The organism is Runella defluvii (genome assembly GCF_014195535.1).
In the GTDB taxonomy this organism is placed as follows: Bacteria; Bacteroidota; Bacteroidia; order Cytophagales; family Spirosomataceae; genus Runella; species Runella defluvii.
The window spans coordinates 91,224-110,958 of sequence record NZ_JACIBY010000013.1; the positions used below are offsets into that span (position 1 = coordinate 91,224).

The 19,735-nt window shown below is 46.5% G+C and carries 14 protein-coding genes; 5 read left to right on the top strand and 9 right to left on the bottom strand.

Features of this window, described 5'->3' with window-relative positions:
- The first annotated feature begins 13 nt into the window (after positions 1–13).
- Positions 14–1,204, top strand: a complete 1,191-nt coding sequence (locus FHS57_RS24320) for a glycosyltransferase family 9 protein (RefSeq protein ID WP_183978257.1) — start codon at positions 14–16, stop codon at positions 1,202–1,204.
- Between the two features lie 93 nt (positions 1,205–1,297).
- On the opposite strand, the gene FHS57_RS24325 is transcribed toward FHS57_RS24320, so the two are convergent.
- Positions 1,298–4,009, bottom strand: a complete 2,712-nt coding sequence (locus tag FHS57_RS24325) for a family 78 glycoside hydrolase catalytic domain (RefSeq protein WP_183978259.1) — start codon at positions 4,007–4,009, stop codon at positions 1,298–1,300.
- A gap of 138 nt (positions 4,010–4,147) precedes the next feature.
- On the opposite strand from FHS57_RS24325, the gene FHS57_RS24330 reads away from it, so the two are divergent.
- Positions 4,148–5,167 (top strand): AAA family ATPase, encoded by a 1,020-nt coding sequence (locus tag FHS57_RS24330; RefSeq protein WP_183978261.1) that lies wholly within the window; start codon positions 4,148–4,150, stop codon positions 5,165–5,167.
- Positions 5,151–5,672 carry a hypothetical protein gene (locus FHS57_RS24335; protein WP_183978263.1) on the top strand — a complete coding sequence of 174 codons (522 nt, stop codon included), beginning with the start codon at positions 5,151–5,153 and terminating at the stop codon, positions 5,670–5,672. Before FHS57_RS24330 ends, FHS57_RS24335 begins: the two co-directional genes overlap by 17 nt.
- Before the next feature lie 114 nt (positions 5,673–5,786).
- On the opposite strand, the gene purH is transcribed toward FHS57_RS24335, so the two are convergent.
- From purH to FHS57_RS24350, 3 genes are all read right to left on the bottom strand, one after another.
- On the bottom strand, positions 5,787–7,313 hold the full coding sequence (purH, locus tag FHS57_RS24340) for a bifunctional phosphoribosylaminoimidazolecarboxamide formyltransferase/IMP cyclohydrolase (protein WP_183978265.1): 1,527 nt from the start codon (positions 7,311–7,313) through the stop codon (positions 5,787–5,789).
- Positions 7,314–7,532: 219 nt separating this feature from the next.
- A complete protein-coding gene (locus FHS57_RS24345; RefSeq protein ID WP_183978267.1) occupies positions 7,533–9,569 on the bottom strand; it encodes a M13 family metallopeptidase in 2,037 nt (678 codons plus the stop codon).
- A 109-nt stretch (positions 9,570–9,678) separates the two neighbouring features.
- Positions 9,679–10,512 carry an alpha/beta hydrolase gene (locus tag FHS57_RS24350; protein WP_183978269.1) on the bottom strand — a complete coding sequence of 278 codons (834 nt, stop codon included), beginning with the start codon at positions 10,510–10,512 and terminating at the stop codon, positions 9,679–9,681.
- Positions 10,513–10,886: 374 nt separating this feature from the next.
- Between FHS57_RS24350 and FHS57_RS24355 the strand changes: the two genes are divergently transcribed.
- Entirely contained in the window at positions 10,887–13,643 is a 2,757-nt protein-coding gene (locus tag FHS57_RS24355; RefSeq protein WP_183978413.1) for a PSD1 and planctomycete cytochrome C domain-containing protein, read from the top strand.
- A gap of 249 nt (positions 13,644–13,892) precedes the next feature.
- Entirely contained in the window at positions 13,893–15,290 is a 1,398-nt protein-coding gene (locus tag FHS57_RS24360) for an MBL fold metallo-hydrolase RNA specificity domain-containing protein (RefSeq protein ID WP_183978271.1), read from the top strand.
- A gap of 70 nt (positions 15,291–15,360) precedes the next feature.
- On the opposite strand, the gene FHS57_RS24365 is transcribed toward FHS57_RS24360, so the two are convergent.
- From FHS57_RS24365 to FHS57_RS24385, 5 genes are all read right to left on the bottom strand, one after another.
- Entirely contained in the window at positions 15,361–15,657 is a 297-nt protein-coding gene (locus tag FHS57_RS24365) for a DUF952 domain-containing protein (RefSeq protein ID WP_183978273.1), read from the bottom strand.
- Complete coding sequence (locus FHS57_RS24370; protein WP_183978280.1) at positions 15,654–16,724, bottom strand: TerC/Alx family metal homeostasis membrane protein; 1,071 nt, start codon at positions 16,722–16,724, stop codon at positions 15,654–15,656. Before FHS57_RS24370 ends, FHS57_RS24365 begins: the two co-directional genes overlap by 4 nt.
- Before the next feature lie 133 nt (positions 16,725–16,857).
- Positions 16,858–17,577 (bottom strand): alpha/beta fold hydrolase, encoded by a 720-nt coding sequence (locus FHS57_RS24375; protein ID WP_183978281.1) that lies wholly within the window; start codon positions 17,575–17,577, stop codon positions 16,858–16,860.
- Positions 17,577–18,815: an ATP-dependent Clp protease ATP-binding subunit ClpX gene (clpX, locus tag FHS57_RS24380; RefSeq protein WP_183978282.1), complete on the bottom strand. Its 1,239-nt coding sequence runs from the start codon at positions 18,813–18,815 to the stop codon at positions 17,577–17,579. The genes FHS57_RS24375 and clpX overlap by 1 nt, the downstream gene beginning before the upstream one ends.
- Before the next feature lie 255 nt (positions 18,816–19,070).
- Positions 19,071–19,673, bottom strand: coding sequence for a superoxide dismutase (locus FHS57_RS24385; RefSeq protein WP_183978283.1), 603 nt, complete (start codon positions 19,671–19,673; stop codon positions 19,071–19,073).
- Between the last annotated feature and the right edge of the window lie 62 nt (positions 19,674–19,735).

A 19,735-nucleotide genomic window follows, 5' to 3' on the forward strand; every position in this document is an offset into this window, starting at 1 on the left:
TTATAATTGATTGATGAAGCGATATTACAGCGGCACCCCTCGCGAGACAATTCCAATGCGTTTGACTGATTTTTTTATAGATGCCTATGCAAGGTGGTTCTATAAAAGGAGAGAACGTGGGTCTATTTCGAGTAGCCCCAAGGTGTTGATTGCTTCGTTGGGGCACATGGGCGATGCCCTGACGGTTTCGTACCTGTTTCCGCTGATTCGTCAAAAATACCCCAATGCCATCATTGATGTGATTACGCCGACGTGGTGCAAGGCCGTTAATGAACATAATCCTTACATTCGTCAGGCTATTTACCTCGACCACATCTTGAGTAATCGTGCCAAAAGTAGTAACTGGCAGAAAATCAAGCAGTTTTGTGCTACGTTCAAAACGGCAATTGCGATTTTAAAACAGGAGGAGTACGACTATTATATTGATGTACGTACCTCCAACTCAGTTTCGCATTTTATTTTACCCTTTACGACGGTTAAAAAAGCCATTGGTTTCAACCGTCGTGGGCAAGGGGGATTGTTGGACGTAGAGTTAACAATACCAGAAAATACGTGTTTCCATCATTTTGACACTTATGCAGCGCTCTTGAAAGAGATGAATATTACGGCCAAACTCGAAGATGTAAAGCCGTATTTTCATATTCTTCCGTCAGTTTCTTGGGAATCCGTTGGGACAAAACTTCCCTATCCGCTGGTCAATTCCTACGTCATGCTTTTTCCTGAAACGGGAGAGCCGCATCGACAAATGAGCCTTGCTTTTTGGGCAGACATTGTCCGAAAAGTTTTGCAAGAATCGTCTTATTCAGTAGTGTTTTGTGGTCAAACTGATTTATCTGCCCGCATTATCAACGAAATAAATCCCTCGTCAGTCGATTCAAATCGCCTTTTAAATGCGTCGCGGCTGTTGTCGATTCAGGAGTTGGCATTGGTGGCTACCCAAGCAGAATATGCCTTAACGCTTGATTCTTTTCCTGAACATTTGGCCTGTATTTTTTGTAAAACCATCACCATTTATCGGGTTTCGGGCTTGCCGTTTTTCCCGATTGCTAATTTTCCTGCATTGCTCTTCCACGGGCATCAACCCAGCGTAGGCATAGAATACGTCCGCAAAAATGTTGAAATCCATTACTATCCCGAAACGGACATTCCTGAAGTGAAGAATAAGATTACGGAACGAATACTACTAGAGAAAGTGGTTAGCTAATCGGGTTGTGAGTAATCCTTTACACTTGTTTTCGGGTTTTGAGAAACCCGACTCACCGTGCTGAGGGTTTCTCAAAACCCGACTGATTCACCGCTACCACTCAAACAAATACTCTCCACTCCCAACTTCCAATGCTCCTTCTACAAGCTTGAGGCGTTGGGTTTGGGCAAGTTGATTTAACTTATCTGCACCAATGCTAGGAAGTTTGACAAGGGCTTTTGAATTGGCAGGTACGCTTATTTTTAAGGTAGTTTTTCCGTTTTGCTGTTCCCACGACGAAGCTATCGTTCCATACGGAGATTCATAGGTAGCTTTGGTGGAAGTAAACCCGCCGCCAAGTTTGGGTGCAATCACAAATTTTTTGAAACCAGGCTCTACCAAATCAATCCCTGCCATGTTTTGATACATCCAATCGCCAATGGCACCGTAGGCATAATGGTTGTAAGAGTTCATGCTAACATCCTGAAAACTTCCATCGGGTTTAATTCCGTCCCAACGCTCCCAAATCGTGGTTGCGCTTTTCTTAACGGGGTAGAGCCACGAAGGGTACGTTTCTTGATTCAGTAGGTCGTAAGCGACGTCGTTTTTGCCAAAACGAGTCAGGACGTGGCACAAATAAGGCGTACCCAAGAAGCCAGTAGTGAGGTGGTTGCCGTGTCGCTTGATGTCTTGCACGAGTCGCTCAACGGCCTGTGGACGAAGGTTTTCGGGTAATAAATCGAAATGAAGTGCCAACACATAAGCCGTTTGGGTATTGCAAACCAACCGACCATTGGGTGAAACGTATTCTTGCAAAAAGGCCTTTTTGATGTTTTGGAACAATTCCCCGTATAAGACTGCATCCGTGGCTTTGCCTAGGGTAAGTGCCGCTTTGGACGTTAGGTTAGCCGAATGGGCAAAAAAGGCCGTCGCAATAAAGTCATTGTCGGTAACAGGCTCTCCAAATTGTGCGGCACCACGGTACGACAGCCAGTCACCAAAGTGTTCGCCGTTGGTCCATAGAAGCTTAGCCCCCGCGTTTTTACGGACATACTCCACCCATTTTTTCATGGATTCGTACTGCGTTTCTAACAGACGACGGTCGGAATATACTTGGTAAAGTGTCCAAGGGGCAATCGTAGCGACGTCGGCCCAGCCTGCCGATGACTTAATGTCGTCAGGGTTTTTATTTTGAATCACGTCGGGTATGACGTGCGGAACGCCGCCGTTGGGCTTTTGATCAATCGCCACGTCGCGTAGCCATTTGCTAAAAAAGCCTGCTACTTCTTTGTTGAACGTAGCGGTACGAACAAATGCTTGGGCGTCGCCCGTCCAGCCTAGGCGCTCATCCCGCTGCGGACAATCGGTGGGTACGTCCACAAAATTGCCAATTTGCCCCCAAACAATGTTTTTTTGAAGCTGATTTACCAGCGGTTTTGACGTTTCAAACGTTCCTGAATTGGGGAAATCAGAGTGAATGACGATGCCCGTGAGGTTATCGAGGACGGGGGGATTGGGAAGCCCTTCGATGCGGGCATAGCGAAAACCCATGAACGTAAAATGAGGTTCATAGACTTCGATGCTGTCGCCTTTCAGGGTGTAATTGAGTTCACATTTGGCCGAGCGGAGGTTGGCGGTGTAAAAATTGCCTTTTTGGTCGAGGACTTCGGCGTGGGTAATGCGGATTTTGGTGCCAGCAGGACCTTGCACGCGCAACCGAACCCATCCGACCATGTTTTGGCCAAAATCATAAACGGTTTCTCCCGCGGGCGTTGTCAGTACCTTGAGGGGTTTCAACTCTTGGGTACGGCGTACGGGCGGACCAGCGGGGGCAATGAGGTTGTCTTTGGGGTAATTGCCAAGACGGACATTCCACCACGCGCTTTCGTCGAAACCAACGGCTGCCCAGCCTTTTTTCTCCAAACGTGCGTCGTAGGTTTCACCGTTGTAGAGGTCATTTTCGCGGACGGGGCCGTTGTTGTTGGCCTTCCATGTTTCGTCGGTACCAATGATTTGTTCGGTTCCGTCTTCGTATTTAATCACCAATTGACTCAGCAGGGCGACGCGTTCACCCCATACGTTGCGGTTGTTTTCCCACACCAAATAGCCACGGTACCAGCCATCGCCCAGCATGGCGCCTATCGCATTGTTGCCTGCTTGAATAAATGCTGTGACATTGTAGGTAAAATACTGAATACGAGCTTGGTAGGCCGTCCATCCTGGGCTGAGGACGTCTTTGCCGATGCGTTGGCCGTTGATGTACATTTCGTTGAGTCCACGGCTGGTGACGTACAAACGGGCGGAGGCTATTTTTCCTTTGGGTTTGGTGACAAACTCTTTGCGGAGAAGCGAAGCGGGCTGTTGTTTTTTGAAATCAATTCCTTCTTTTTCGGGTTCAATCCACTTGGCTTGCCAGTCGGAAGAGGCCAAAAGCCCCATTTCAAAGAAATTGACGGCTGATTCTGCTACATTTCCATAATTATCGATGACTTTGACTTTCCAGAAATACCGTTGGCGACTTTGGAGGTTAGGGCCTTGGTAATCAATGAGGTGAGAAGCGTCAGAAACAACGTCGCCCGATTGCCAAATAAGCCCTTTTTTGGAAAATTTATCGTCTTTTGAAACTTGGATTTGATATGATTTTTGAAGGGTATTGCGCTCCTTGGAAAAGAGCTTCCAGCTGAAACGAGGCAAAAAGGCATCAATACCAACGGGATTGGTTTTGTACTCTACCCGCAGCTGCTCCACGCGCAAAGGGGAAGGCGGAGGTGTTTGTCCAATTACCGAAAGCGACAAACACAAAAAGAACAACAAAAAACGATTCATTGGGGAAAACGATTGATTTACTAGATAAAGGCTGAAAAAGCCGTAATCTACACACCCTCTCCCTATTTAGAAGCAAAAGCTGTTCGTAAATTCTTCGTAATATTGTAAAAATTAAGAACCGTTGAAACGGCGAAAAACATGACAGATAAGCTAATTGTGACAAATTTTGGCCCGATTCGCCATGCCGAAATGGACATCAAAAAAACGACTGTGCTCATTGGCCCTCAAGGAAGTGGTAAAAGTACGTTGGCGAAATTGGTGGCCTTAATGATTGATAAACCTAATCATAGTTCTGACCCTGAACTTTTTAATTTTAATAGTGAAAGCCAACGATATGGAATTGCAGGTTACGGAGGAGAAATGACAGAAATAGATTATGATAGTTTAAAAATCAAATTTAATGTCAAGGCAAATAAGTTTGATTTTGAGAATAGGGATTTAATGCTATCTGTCTTCATTCCTACCGAGAGGATTTTACTTCCTGTTTTATCTATCTCTATCATGGGACTTCTAAATAATAATGTTGCTTTACCAAGATTTATAACAGCATTTGGAACAAAATATGAGTTTGCTAGAAAATCGTCAGATGGATTAGTTGTTGATTATCTTGATTTGGAGTATAGGTTTCGAGGGGAAGAGTACTTAGTTAAAAATGGAATTCCCGTAAAATTGAGCGAGAGTGCATCTGGTTATCAAGCTATTATTCCTTTGAAAATTGTAGTGGAAAACTACTTGCCTAATAGAGAAAAAGTCTTCATCATTGAAGAACCCGAGCTTAATCTTTATCCAACAACTCAAAAAAGCTTAATTTATTACTTGGCTGACCGCTGTACAAAAGGGGACAATGAGCTAATGATGACCACGCACAGCCCTTATGTACTTGCCGCGCTCAATAATTTGATTTTTGCTCATAAAGTAGCCTACGAAAGACCCGAACTAGCGCCTGAAGTAGAGAAAGTAATTCCACGAGATTCTTGGCTTAACCCAGCTGATTTTGCTGCGTATTTTGTGGCCGATGGAACTGTACGCTCAATCATCAATCCTAAAACGGGGCTGATTTCTGAAAATGAATTGGATAGTGTTTCAGATGAAATTGGGGATGAGTTTGATAGTTTAATGGATTTATACCGACAAAAAAGGAATGAAGCAGTCCGTTGAAAGTGCTTTCCCGCAGGTTTTAGCGGGAAATTGTCTTGAAAGTACAACGCAGCCCCAATTTGAATTATTTGACAGTCAAGTCCCTCCTCAGCGTTGTTACATAAAGCATAGTGATGAGCAGGAAGGCCATTTCTCGGTGACAAATGATTCTCAAAAAACAATTCATTTTCTAGCGATTGATAAGTGTGTTTTTGGTGATGACGCCGAGACGCATTGTGATTGTGCATTGTTTGACGAAAATGTGTTTTGCTTTATAGAAATAAAAGATGCGGGAAAACGAACGCGTAAAGAGCACCGCCGTAAAGCGTATCAACAGCTTAAATCAACAATTCTAGTTTTTAGATTTAGGGAGGTGTTTAGGGAAGAAACTCAGGTGGAAGCAATTATCAGTTTTGTTAGCAAAAGTAGTTACCCCGTGCGGACTAGCAGCAGTGCGGATGCTGCTTTGATGTTTGAGTTGGAGTGTAATGCCCAACTCATGGAGGGAAATCAAAAAGAGTTTTAGGACATAAAAAAGCGGCGGCCAGTTCTAAACTGACCGCCGCTTTTTTATGTGTAGAGGGTTGCTCACAACCCTCTAAGCTAGTACAGTCGGGTTGTGAGCAACCCTCTACACCTATTAGTGCTTAAAGTGACGAACGCCTGTTGTCACCATTGCCATGCCGTTGGCGTCGCAGTATTCAATCGAATCTTTATCGCGGATAGAGCCACCTGGTTGTACCACTGCTGTTACGCCTGCATTGTGCGCGATTTCGACGCAGTCAGCAAAGGGGAAGAACGCATCCGAAGCCATTACCGAACCTTTCAATTCAAAGCCAAACGACTTCGCTTTTTCAATGGCCTGACGAAGGGCATCCACGCGTGACGTTTGACCCGTACCACTTGCAATAAGTTGGTTTTCGTTGGCCAATACAATTGTGTTTGATTTGGTATGTTTACACACCTTCAACGCAAACTCCAATGCTTTTACTTCCGCGTCAGTGGGAGCTACTTTCGTCACGGTTGTAAATTGAGAAGCGGTTTCTACCACCAAATCTTTGTCTTGCTCCAGTACCCCGTTGAGGATGGTTTTGAACATTTTGGTAGGCAACTCAATGTTTTTACGTTGGAGAAGAATGCGGTTTTTCTTCGATTGCAACAACGCCAACGCATCTGCTTCGTAGGCAGGAGCAATCAAAATCTCCATGAAAAGCTTGTTAAGTTCTTCAGCCGTAGCCAAGTCCACCGTTGTGTTGGTGATAATAACCCCTCCGAAAGCCGAAACAGGGTCGCAGGCCAAGGCATTTACGTAAGCCTGATGAGACGTAGCGGCCGTTGCTACGCCACAAGCATTGGTATGTTTGATAATCGCAAAAGTAGGTTCATCGCCAAACTCGTCGATGAGCGCAACGCAAGCGTCAACATCGACTAAGTTGTTGTACGACAACTCTTTGCCGTGAAGTTTGTCGAACATCGCATCCAAATCTCCGTAAAACGTCGCGGCTTGGTGCGGGTTTTCGCCGTAGCGAAGGGTTTGTTGTGGACAGTTTGCTGTTTGCAGTTCAGGGAAATTACTAACAGGCTGGTTCAAAAACCACTGATTAATCGCGGTGTCGTAGTGGCTAGTAGTAGCAAAAGCCTCTTGCGCATAACGACGACGGTCGGCAAGGTCGGTAGCGCCGTCTTTTTCAGTAAGAATAGCGAGTACGTCAGCGTATTGATTCCGCGACGAAACGATAAGTGAATCTTGGAAGTTTTTAGCACCTGCCCGAATCAATGAAATACCTCCGATGTCGATTTTTTCGATGATGTCTTCGGCACTTGCCCCCGACGCAACGGTTTCCTCAAAAGGATACAAATCGACAACCACCAAGTCAATCGATGGAATGTTGAACTGAGTGGCTTGAGCCAAATCGCCAGCGTCGTCACGACGGTACAAAATACCTCCAAAAACAGCAGGGTGAAGCGTTTTTACGCGGCCTCCGAAAATAGAAGGGTAGCCTGTAAGGTCTTCCACCGCAGTCACAGGAATTCCCATGTTTTCGATGAACGTCTGTGTTCCACCCGTTGAGTACAGCTTTACGCCGTGTTGGTGGAGGAGTCTTACGATTGGTTCAAGACCGTCTTTGTAATAAACCGAAAGTAAGGCCGATTGGATTTTTTTCATTGGATTGGGAGTTTGCGCACTTCAAATAGTTGCTTCTAAATCGTGTTTTTTGGTTTAAAATACTTTGATTATTAGGCAATTAGTGCGGTATGTGGTGGTAAAATAACTAGGGATGACTTAGTTGTAAAAAATGAAGCCGCAAAATTACGGCTTTTATAACAAAAAATCGCCTTGTCGATGAAGACAAAGGCGATTTTTAGGGTAAAAAATGAGAATCAATTACCAAATTTTCACTCGGTTGGCTTCAGGACGGTACATTTTGTCGCCAGGTTGTACGCCAAATGCTTTGTAAAATGGCTCAAAGTTGGACAACGGGCCATTGGCGCGGAACTGCCCTGGAGAGTGCGGGTCGGTGTTGACTCTCAAGCGAAGGGCTTCGTCGCGGAGTTTGGCACGCCAGATTTGCCCAAAGGCCAAAAAGAAGCGTTGCTCAGGTGTAAAACCGTCGATTTTTTCGTTGCCTTTGCCTTGCTTCGTAAATGTCTTGAAGGCTTCATACGCGACCGAAAGCCCCCCAATATCGGCAATGTTTTCGCCTAACGTCAACTGACCTTTTACGTGCAAATTATCCAAAACGGTAAAGCCGTCGTATTGGTCAATCACCACTTGGGCGCGTTGTTTAAACTGGTCGTTATCGTCTTTTTTCCACCAATTCTTCAACATTCCCATGTAGTTGTATTGACGTCCTTGGTCGTCGAATCCGTGCGTCATTTCGTGGCCAATCACGGCACCGATGGCACCGTAGTTGAAGGCATCATCGGCTTCTGGGTCAAAGAACGGCCACTGTAAAATTCCCGCTGGGAACGCGATTTCGTTGCGCAATGGGCTGTAGTAGGCGTTCACCGTTGGCGGCGTCATGCCCCATTCGGTTTTGTCAACGGGCTTGCCCAAACGACCCAACATTTCTTCGTAACGCCATTTGCCAAAGGCTCGCACGTTGCCGTAAAAATCGTTGCGTTTTACGGCAACGCCTTCGTACGTTTTCCATTTAGACGGATAACCGATTTTGGGCGTAAATGCTTTGAGTTTTCGGAGGGCTTCTACTTTGGTTTCAGCAGTCATCCAGTCGAGTTCGTTGATACGTTTTTCAAACACCTTCTGAAGATTGGCTACCAACTCGTCCATGCGTTTTTTGGCTTCTGGTTTGAAGTGTTTTTCTACATAAAGTTGTCCCAACAAATCACCCGCTAGGTTGTCGGTAAGGCTCGAAATCCGCTTCCAGCGGTCTTGTTGCGCTTTTTGCCCGTTAAGGGTTTTGCCACTGTACTCGAAACTAGCCTCTACAAAGGGTTTGCTGAGGTAGTTGGCCGCGCCACTGATGACCGAAAACTTCATTTTGGCTTTCAGCGTTTCGATGTTAGCCTTGGGCAACCATTCGTTGAGGGCTTCGTAGTACTTTGGTTGGGCTACAATGATGCTGTCGGTTTTCATACGCATCGTCGTCAATCCATTCACCAAGTTGAGATTGGGCACTTTGGCGGCAAAATCCTTGGTGGCAAATTTGTTGTACATCGCCACAGGATTTCTCATTTCGATGCGACCCATGTGCGAAGTAGCGATTTGGGTTTCCAAAGCCAAAATATCGTCGGCCAACTGTTGGGCTTTGGCGGCGTCGGTACCTGTGAGGGTAAACAGCGTCGCAATGTATTTTTTGTAAGCATTCCGAACCTTGATAGTAGGCTCATCGGTCTTGGTGTAATAGTCTTTTTCGGGAAGCCCTGTGCCCGTTTGGCGCATACTCACGATGTACGTATCGGGGTTTTTAGCATCTTGCCCAATGCCTGCACCAATAAATGTGCTTCCTCCGTCTTGGGGGTGAGTGGCCGAATAACGAAGTAAATCTTCGTAGTTTTTGATTTTGTCGATTTCAGTCAAAACGGCTTTAATGGGTTCGTAACCAAGCTTTTCGATGGCAACGGTGTCCATACCCGACGCAAAAAAGTCGCCAACGCGCTGTTTGACACTGCCCTTGGGAGATTTGCTCGTGGCGGCCTCTTCCAAAATGGCTTTGAGGTTTTTAGAGTTGCTGTCTCGAAGAATGTTGAACGACCCCCAAGCCGTTTCAGAGGCAGGAATGTCGGTTTTATTTAACCAGCTACCGTTGGCATACAAAAAGAAGTCTTCGCGTGGGCTAACGCTCAAATCCATGCCCGAGAGGTCGAGTCCTTTGTTGGGTTTTGGGTCGTCTGATTTGATGAATGCGACAGAAAGTGCCCCTGCGAGCATCCAACTAGCCGTAAATCGTAGTCTTTCCATTTTTGGGTTGTTAGTTTGAATGATTATTGGGCAAAATTCCGCATTAACCAAGGAAAACCGATGGCGTATAGCCCACTTTATGTACTAACCCGACGATTTTGTCGATAAATCAGTCTTTTATATCATGCTCCAACCATCCCAAAGTAAAGTTAAAGACCTCCAATTTTTGAGGTTCGTTGTGAATTTCGTGATACATCCCATGCCACTTTTTGTAAGTCACCGTCGCGCCCACCCGCTGTGCAAACTCTTCGCTGGCGGGTTGAGAAGTAAGCAAGTCTTCGTCGCCGTGCATGATGAGGGTTGGGACGGGCATGGCACCTTCGTACGAATTGAGAAAAGCAGCGGCTTCAAGTAGCCCAATGCTCGCGGAGGCAGTGATGGTCCCGTGAACCAACGGATCATTTTTATAGGCTTCTACCACGGCGGGGTCTTTGGAAATATGGTCTTGCACTAAGCCACTTCCTTGCGAAAATCCTGGGAGTATCTTGCGAAAAAGCTTTCCTATTGTCACCAAAATAGGTTTTGGTTCAAACGCCAGTCGAATCCACGGCCCAGTGGCAATCACGCCTTTGAGGGCAGGTTTGCGTCGAAGGGTGTAATTAAGCACCAAATTTCCTCCCATCGAGTGTCCGTAGAGATAGATAGGTAGCTGAGGTACTTGTTGTTTGGCATAGTTGAGAAGGGTTTCAATGTCATTGAGATAGACATCGTACGAAGGGGCGTGGCCTCGTTTCCCTCCCGATTTGCCGTGGCCGCGGTTGTCCATCGAAACGACGGAATAGCCGTTTTGGTTAAAAAAGTCGGCAAAATGAGCGTAGCGACCACTGTGTTCGCCAAATCCGTGAATGAGTACGATGACTGCTTTGGAAGAAGGTGCGAGCCAAGCGCGGGCAAAAAGAGAGGTGCCGTCGCTGGCCGTGAGGGTAGTAGTAATTTCAGACATGGTTAAGGAGTTTTTGGGGGAAGATACAGAATTTGCGTCTATATCCATTCTAAAACACATAGAGCACATTAGAATTTTCACATAGAAAACATAGCTCTGTTCTCTGTGCTCTATGTGGAAATTCTATCTGAACTATTTGTTTACAAAGTAACTGAAGCAATTGATTGAGAAAAAGAGACTCCAATTTAAAACACATAGAGCACCTTAGAATTTTCACATAGAAAACATAGCTCTGTTCTCTGTGCTCTATGTGCAAATTCTATCTGAACTATGTGTTTACAAAGTAACTGAAGCAATTGATTGAGTGAGAAAAAGAGACTCCACGCCTTTTATAAATGGAAAGGCTAGATTTGATTTTTGAAGAAAACAAGAAAATGAAATCAAAATGGATACTAACGGGAGCGGCGGCGATTGTGCTGTTGAGTTCCTTTTCGTTTTTAAGAATTTTTAGTCACCAAATCAATTTTAATGAGGAGGTAAAACCCATTTTGAACAAGCACTGCATGGCGTGTCACGGTGGGGTTAAGAAAGCAGGAGGCGTGAGTTTTTTGTTTGAAAAAGACATGTACGACCCTGCCAAATCGGGGAAACCTCCTGTGGTGGCGGGAGACGCCGAGGAGAGCGAAATGATGCGGCGGATTTTGCTGCCCGAAGGCCACGAAGATAAAATGCCCAAAGATGGCCCGCCGCTTTCAGCCGAAGAAGTCGAGATTCTTACCAAATGGATTGACCAAGGGGCTAAATGGGGCAACCATTGGGCGTACAACCGAGTCGAACGGCCAAGTGTGCCTTCTGTTGGTAGTTTTTGGGCGCGATTGGGCTTTACCGACGATGAGGAAACGCACTGGGCTAAAAACGAAATTGACCATTTTGTGCTGGAAAAGCTGCGCGAACAGCAGCTAAAACCCGCTGCCGAAGCCGACCGCGCTACGCTGATTCGTCGAGTGAGCTTGGACTTGACGGGATTGCCTCCGACGGATGCCCAAGTACAGCGATTTTTGAAAGATACTTCTCCCAAAGCCTACGAAAATTTAGTGGATTCGCTCTTGGCCTCGTCGGGCTACGGGGAGCGCTGGGCGGGAATGTGGCTCGATTTGGCCCGTTATGCCGATACCAAAGGATACGAACGCGACCCTGGGCGAAGCATTTGGCGCTACCGCGATTGGCTCATCAAGGCGTTTAACGAAGATAAACCCTACGACAAGTTTGTGGTGGAGCAGCTCGCGGGCGATTTGTTGCCTAACCCAACCGATGCTCAGTTGATTGCGACGGGTTTTCACCGCAATACGATGAACAACGACGAAGGAGGAACGCAAGACGAAGAGTTTCGGGTAGCGGCGGTTATCGACCGAGTAAATACGACTTGGGACGTTTTTCAGGGGACGACATTCGGATGTGTGCAATGCCACAGTCATCCGTATGACCCATTTACCCACGAAGAATATTACAAATACGTGGCCTTTTTCAACAATACCCGCGACGAAGACGTGACGAGCGATACGCCGACGCTGCGTTTTTATGGAAAAGAAGACTCGGTGCGGGTTGTAAAAATTGGGCAGTGGATAAAAGCGCATCAAGGGCAAAAAGGGATGAAATTGCCCGATTTTCAGCGCTTCGCGAGGATTATGGAGCCCAAGGTCAATTCGCACGATTTTGACCAACACGTCAATGCGTCGTTGTTGGATGCCAAATACTTTGGGATTCAAGACCAAGGAACGGCGCGCTGGCCGAATGTGACGCTGACGGGCAAAAATAGATTATTGTTGAACATCGGTACCAACGCCGAAAATGCGCTTTTGCAACTTCACCAAGATAGTACGAAAGGGAAAGTCATTCTTTCGCTCGAATTATCCAAAGTAGGAGATACCGTGATGGTGTTGCCTGTAGCGCCTGATGGGGGGAAACGTTCGCTATTCTGGACGCTCCATAGCCCCAAAACGCCCAAAGAATGGGTGAAAATCAAGTGGGCGGCGTTTCAGGAGGCTTTGCCAGGGAAAGACGAAGCTGGCTTTGCCGATGTTGAAAAATTATACGCCGAAATTCTGACGGGTGGGGTGGAAAGTACGCCCATTATGTACGATGGACACGGCGATTTGGCGCGTACGACACACGTTTTTGAACGAGGCAACTGGACGGTCAAAGGCAAGAAAGTAAACCCTGACGTGCCTAATCTCTTCAAAGAATCTGGGGCAAAAAACGCTTCTATGAAAAACCGTTTGGATTTGGCCCAATGGATGACATCGCGAGAGCATCCACTCACGGCGCGGGTGGCGGTAAATCGGATTTGGGAGCAGTTGTTCGGAACAGGCATCGTCGAAACGGTCGAGGATTTTGGCTCACAGGGCATTACCCCCACCCACCAAGAATTACTGGACTGGCTGTCGGTGGAGTTGATGGAAACGCACCAGTGGAGTCTTAAAAAACTGCTCAAACAAATCACGCTTTCGGCTACGTACCGACAAAGTGCTGCCGTCACTCCCGAAAAATTGGCTCAAGATCCTTTCAATAAATGGCTGTCGCGGGGGCCACGGGTGCGCCTTTCGGCCGAGCAAATTCGCGACCAATTGTTGGCCACCAGTGGTTTGTTGTCGCACAAAATGTACGGACGTAGCGTGATGCCCTTGCAGCCCGATAATATTTGGCTTTCGCCCTACGATGGGGCAAAATGGCAACTGAGCGCAGGCGAAGACCGCTACCGTCGGGCGTTGTATATTTATTGGAAACGGACGGCTCCTTACCCGTCGATGGTGATGTTTGATGCCCCAAGCCGCGAGTTTTGTCAAGTAAGGCGCATCCGAACCAACACACCTTTACAGGCATTGGTAACGCTCAATGACCCCGTCTATTTGGAGGCGGCGCATTGTTTTTCGGAAGCTATTGCGGCAAAATATGCGAGTCCGCAGGAGCAAATTCGCGAAGCCTATCGCCGCTTGACGTACCAATCCATCTCGCCCAAACGTTTACAAGTTTTACTTAATTTGTATAACAAGTCATTGGCAAACTACCGTAAAGATACTGGCGCTACCAAAAAACTGTTGGCCAACGATGGCAACGCCACGCCCGAACTGGCTGCCTTGACCGTCACGGCCAATGCCATGCTTAATTTGGACGAAGTAGTGACAAAACCGTAAATTAATGACGAATGTCGAGGGTAGAATGCTGAATGTCGAGTGAGGGAAGTTTAGAAAATCCTTATAAAATAGAAAAGACTGCTGTTTATTGCTCCAGAGGAGCCGAATCTTAGTAGAAAGAAGTAATTGGGTTCTCCACAAAGCCCCATCGGAGTGACCTCTTTCACTAATGCCTAAGATAAAATCCAAAATGTCGAATAAATACGTTTAATTCGAGACTCGGGGCTTTACGTTTAAACAAAAAATCAGATGAAAATACAATTCTTTGGCGCGGCGCGCCGCGTGACAGGTTCTAAGCACCTGATTACGACCGAAAAAGGAACAAAAGTTTTGCTTGATTGTGGGATGTTTCAGGGGATTAACACCCAAGATCTTAACCAAAATTTTGGCTTCAAAGCCAATGAAATTGATTTTGTGGTGCTTTCCCACGCCCACATTGACCACACGGGGTTGCTGCCTCGCTTGGTTCGTAAGGGCTTCAATGGCCCCATTTATTGTACGCCTCCTACGGCCGACTTGTGTAATATTATGCTGCTTGATAGTGCTTTTATTCAACAAAAAGACTTGGAGCGAATCAACGAACGCCGTCGAAAGCGGGGCGATGAAGAGTTGGAGTTGTTGTACGATGAAAACGACGTGCGCAAAACCCTTGAATTGCTGGTGACAGTCGATTATCACCAAGATTTTTGGCTTAATACCGACGAGATAAAAGTACGCTTTACCGACACAGGACATATTTTGGGAAGTGCGGCGGTGCATTTGACCATCAAAGACCAAGGAATTGAAAAACAAATTACGTTTTCAGGAGACGTGGGTCGCCCAGACGACAAAATCTTGCGTAGTCCTGAGCCATTCCCACAGGCCGAAGTGATTATTTGTGAGTCAACCTACGGGAATCGTCAGCACGAGCCTGAACCTGACATGAAGGCGCACTTACTGCGGGTAGTACGCGATACGTGCGTAACACGAGGAGGAAAACTGATTATCCCTGCCTTTGCCATTGACCGTACCCAAGAACTGATTTATGCCCTAGACCAATTGGCCAACGAGGGACTTTTGCCCCGTCTAAAAGTATTTATTGATAGTCCGTTGGCCATCAAGGCAACGTCTATCATGCGCAAGCACGATGAATATTTTAATCCTGATATTTTGGAATATATTGAGAAAGACGGCGATGCGTTTAACTTCCCTAACTTACACTACGTGTCTGATGTACAGGAGTCGAAGGCTATCAACGACCTCAAAGAGCCTTGTGTGATTATTTCGGCATCGGGGATGGCCGAAGCGGGACGGATTAAACATCACATCAGAAACAATATCCTCAACCCTGATAACACAATCATGTTGGTAGGTTACTGTTCTCCTGATAGTCTTGGGGGAGCGCTAAAACGCGGTGATGCGGAAGTGCGGATTTTTGGAGAAACGTACCCAGTAAAGGCGAGAGTAGAGGTGATGGATTCGTTTTCGGCCCATGCTGATTACAACGAATTGATTCAGTTTTTGAAATGCCAAGACCCCGCGCAGGTGAAGACGTTGTTTTTGGTGCACGGGGAGTATGACAACCAACTTGCTTTTAAACATCGCCTCGAAGCGGAAGGCTTCCGCCATATTGAGATTCCAGACCAGTTTACGGTCTTTGAGGTGTAGAAGCCAACCTTCCCGAAAGTTCAAAACTTTCGGGAAGGTGAAAGGAAGTTGAAAACCTTCGGGAAGGTATCTACGAAAGAGAAGTTACTTCCACCACGGCTTCGCGATTGATACCACCATAAATGTGCGGGAACAATTCTCCGTTGTGCGGGGCAGGTTCGTAAAGTAGCGTTGAGGTAAGTTTTGACTCGTCGATGTGCAGCAAAACCAAGCCTGTGACGCCCACATAATACCGCTCCAATACTCCCGCAATCTGCTCTTCGAGGCTACAATGGATGAACGTTTCAGCGTCGAATGTTTCGCTGAAATAAGCGGGTTGGCCTTCAAAGCCTTTCCAGTAATCTTCCGAAACAATGTGATAAATCATGCTTTAGCAGGGGTTTCTTCTTTGGGAGGAAACAAAAGCGAAGCAATGACTGCCACGGCCAAAATTCCCACAATGATGTACAATGAATAGATGGTTTTGAAACCCCATTTTTCCAAGTAGCTGTGGGCAATCATCTTGGTTCCAATGAACGAAAGCAAGATACCCAAGCCTGGCTTGAGGTAATGGAATTTGTCCATGATGCTCGACAAGAAAAAGAACATCGAACGTAGCCCCATGATGGCAAATACGTTAGAAAAGAAGACGATATATGGGTCTTTGGTGATGGAGAAAATCGCGGGAATAGAATCCACGGCGAAAATCAAATCAGTGAAAGCAATCACAATTACCACCACAAAAATAGGTGTGATGTACCATTTTTTGAACCGCTTATGATAGACAAAAAAGTGGTCGATGACGTTGCGTTTATACACATTGAAGTATTTTGACGCAAACTTCACCGCAATGTGGTCGTTGGGGTTCATTTGTTCGTCTTCTTCTTTTTCGAACAAAATTTTCACCCCTGTGTAAACCAAAAAACCACCAAAGATGTAAATAATCCACTCAAACTGCTGGAGCAAGGCCGAGCCCACAAAAATGAAGATAAAACGAAGCACAACTGCGCCTGAAATTCCCCAAATCAAGACTTTTTTGTAGAACTTTTCGTGGACGCCAAACGAATTGAAAATCAGGATAAAAACAAAAATATTGTCGGCCGAGAGCGAATATTCCACCAAATAACCTGTGATGTACTCCAGGGCCATGTTGTTTTCAAAGATTTGGAGACTCGCGTCAAAGTTATCGGGCACAAGGACGAGGTGTTTGGCGTATTTATCTACAATTTCTTGCAAATGAGCCATGTCCGACACGTCGTGGATGAGGTAGCCATATTGTTTGATAAAGAAATAGAAGGCAACCGACAACGCCACCCAAATGGCACTCCAGATACCTGCTTCTTTAAAACTAACGATGTGGCTTTTTTTCTTGGAAAACACACCAAGGTCGATGAGCATTACGAAGATGACAAAAATCGTAAACGCTCCAAAAAATAGAGTTTCGTTCGAGAGCATATTTGTTTAGTGGGTAAAATAGCTTGAAAACATCCGCACGGAGGCTTTCGCAGGCGCCGTTTCTAGGGGTAGAAGCGAGAACTGTTGGTCAAAGTTCCATAGATTCTTTCAGAAAGCCAAGAATAGCAGTTCCTTATTCGATATTTTTCAGAAACTCCGCCAGCGCATTTGCGCAGGCTTCGGGCGCTTCAAACATACCCATGTGGCCTACTTCGGCCAGCACGAGCGTCTGTGCATTTTGGGGAAGTTCGCTGAGCCCGATGTTCTTTTCAAAAGGAATAAATTTATCTTCTTTCCCAAAAATGAATAAAACAGGAAGAGACGTTGCCTCCAAAACCGCCGTACGGTCGGGGCGATTCATAATGGCTTTGAAGCCTGCAATCACCGCATCGGTAGGAAGTTGGGAGTACGTTTGAATATGATTTGAAAGTGCTTCTGGATTCGTTTCGAGGTAGCTTTCGGCATACATGTTGGGAGAGGCCTGTTTAATAAACGCCGCTGCCCCGTGGGTTTCCATGAACCGAAGCGTTTTGATGCGTTGCTCGCGCTTGGCCTCGTCGTCGGCGTAGGCTGTGGAATGAAACAACCCAAATCCAGCCAATAACTCAGGGTATTTTTCGGCAAAAGCCAACGCAATGTAGCCACCCATCGAATGCCCCACCAGCACACAGCGCTCAATGCCTTGCTCCAACAACCACTCCCGAAGCCCTGCGGCATAGTCTTCGATGCTCACAAAGCGAGTTTCGGAGGCAAGTTCAGGGGTAAAGATAGGGTACTCAGGAAGGCATTTTTTGATGCCTTCCCAAATTGAACTATCAATACCGTGGCCGTGAAGAAGTACGAGCGATGTCATTAGGCGACTGATTTAAGGATGTGTATAGACGAACGCTCAAACTTCTCGCGGGCGTAATCGAGCGTAAGGGTAAACTCGGTAACGTCTTTGTTGGATGGCAAATCGAACATCGCATCGGTCATAATGGCTTCACAGATGGAGCGAAGACCACGGGCCCCGAGTTTGTACGCCAACGCTTGGTCAACAATGTATTCAAGCACTTCATCGTCGAAAGTGAGTTTAATCCCTTCCATTGAAAATAGCTTTTTGTACTGTTTCGTCAACGCGTTTTTAGGCTCAGTCAAAATCTGACGAAGTGCATCGCGGTCGAGCGGATTGAGGTATGTCAATGCTGGAAGACGCCCGATTAGCTCAGGAATCAAACCAAACGACTTCAAGTCTTGGGCCGCGATGTAGCGAAGCAAGTTGCCCTTGTCGAAAATTTCTCCCAAACGGCGGTCGGTCGTAAACCCAATCGGGCGCGAATTAATCCGTTTGGCAATGTGGCGGTCGATACCATCAAAAGCCCCTCCGCAGATAAACAAAATGTTTTCAGTATTAAGCGGGATTAGCTTTTGGTCGGGATGTTTACGACCTCCTTGCGGCGGTACGTTCACCACCGAGCCTTCCAACAATTTAAGAAGCGCTTGCTGAACCCCCTCGCCACTCACGTCGCGGGTGATAGAAGGATTGTCGCTTTTGCGCGCGATTTTATCAATTTCATCAATAAACACGATGCCGCGTTCGGCCGCTTCGGCGTTATAATCGGCCGCTTGGAGAAGGCGCGTCAAGATGGTTTCTACGTCTTCGCCTACATAACCTGCTTCGGTCACGACGGTCGCGTCGGCAATACAGAAAGGCACTTGGAGCATTTTGGCGATGGTACGGGCCAAATAGGTTTTTCCCGTCCCTGTTTCACCTACCATGATGATGTTCGATTTCTCAATCTGTACATCATCGTTCGACTTTGGCTGCATTAGGCGCTTATAGTGGTTATAAACGGCCACCGAAAGTGTTCTTTTTGCCTCGTCCTGGCCAATGATGTATTGGTCGAGGTAGCGCTTCATTTCCAAGGGTTTAACAAGGTTAAACTTCGGGGTAGAAGGCTTTTCTTTTTTCTTTTTTGGGTACAACTCTTCTTGCACTACCCCGTATCCTTGTTCGATACAGAAGTTACAAATATGGGCATCGATGCCCGAAAGCAGGAGCTGAACCTCGTTCTTGCGTCTGCCGCAAAATGAGCAATTAATTGCAGCCATGGAAGGTGTCAAAATAGGCGAAGTATGATTTTAATATGCAAAGGTAGATGATAACAACCACAATCGCGAATAAGTTTATCTTGCGAAATACGCATAAACCGCAAAACATGTTGCTAGTTTCGCAAAAACGGCGACGAAGCTACCAACTAACGAGACGTACTAGGACAGGTCTCAACGTTGAGTAGTTAGAAAAAATCCCCCTCGAAAGAAATTCGAGGGGGATTTTTTAGTCCTTGAGAAGACCCAAAAACAAGCTTACGCTCCTTGGAAAGTAGCTTCTGCTTTGTTCCAATCTACAACGTTCCAGAAAGCGTCCACGTAGTCGGGGCGTTTGTTTTGGAACTTCAAATAATAAGCGTGCTCCCACACGTCAAGGCCGAGGATAGGTGTGCCTTTTACTTCGGCAATGTCCATCAACGGGTTGTCTTGGTTGGGAGTCGAAGTGATGGCTACGCCTTCGGCAGTTTTGATAAGCCACGCCCAGCCCGAACCAAAACGGCCCAACGCTGCTTTTTTGAACTCGTCTTTGAACGCATCAAATGAACCGAACTTAGCGTCGATAGCCGCCGCCAAATCGCCTACTGGAGCGCCGCCACCGTTGGGTGAAAGGATATTCCAGAAAAACGTGTGGTTCCAGTGGCCACCGCCGTTGTTACGAACGGCTGGTGAAATAGCGCCTGCGTTGGCTACCAATTCTTCGAGGCTTTTGCCTTCGTTTGGCGTACCAGCTACGGCATTGTTGAGGTTCGTAACGTAAGTATTATGGTGACGACCGTGGTGGATTTCCATTGTCGTTTGGTCGAAATGGGGTTCCAACGCGTCAGATGCGTATGGAAGCGGATCTAATGTAAAAGCCATGTGATTGGTTGTTTATTTTAAAAGTAAGATTGTATGTTCGAGAGCAAAACATCATGCCCGCG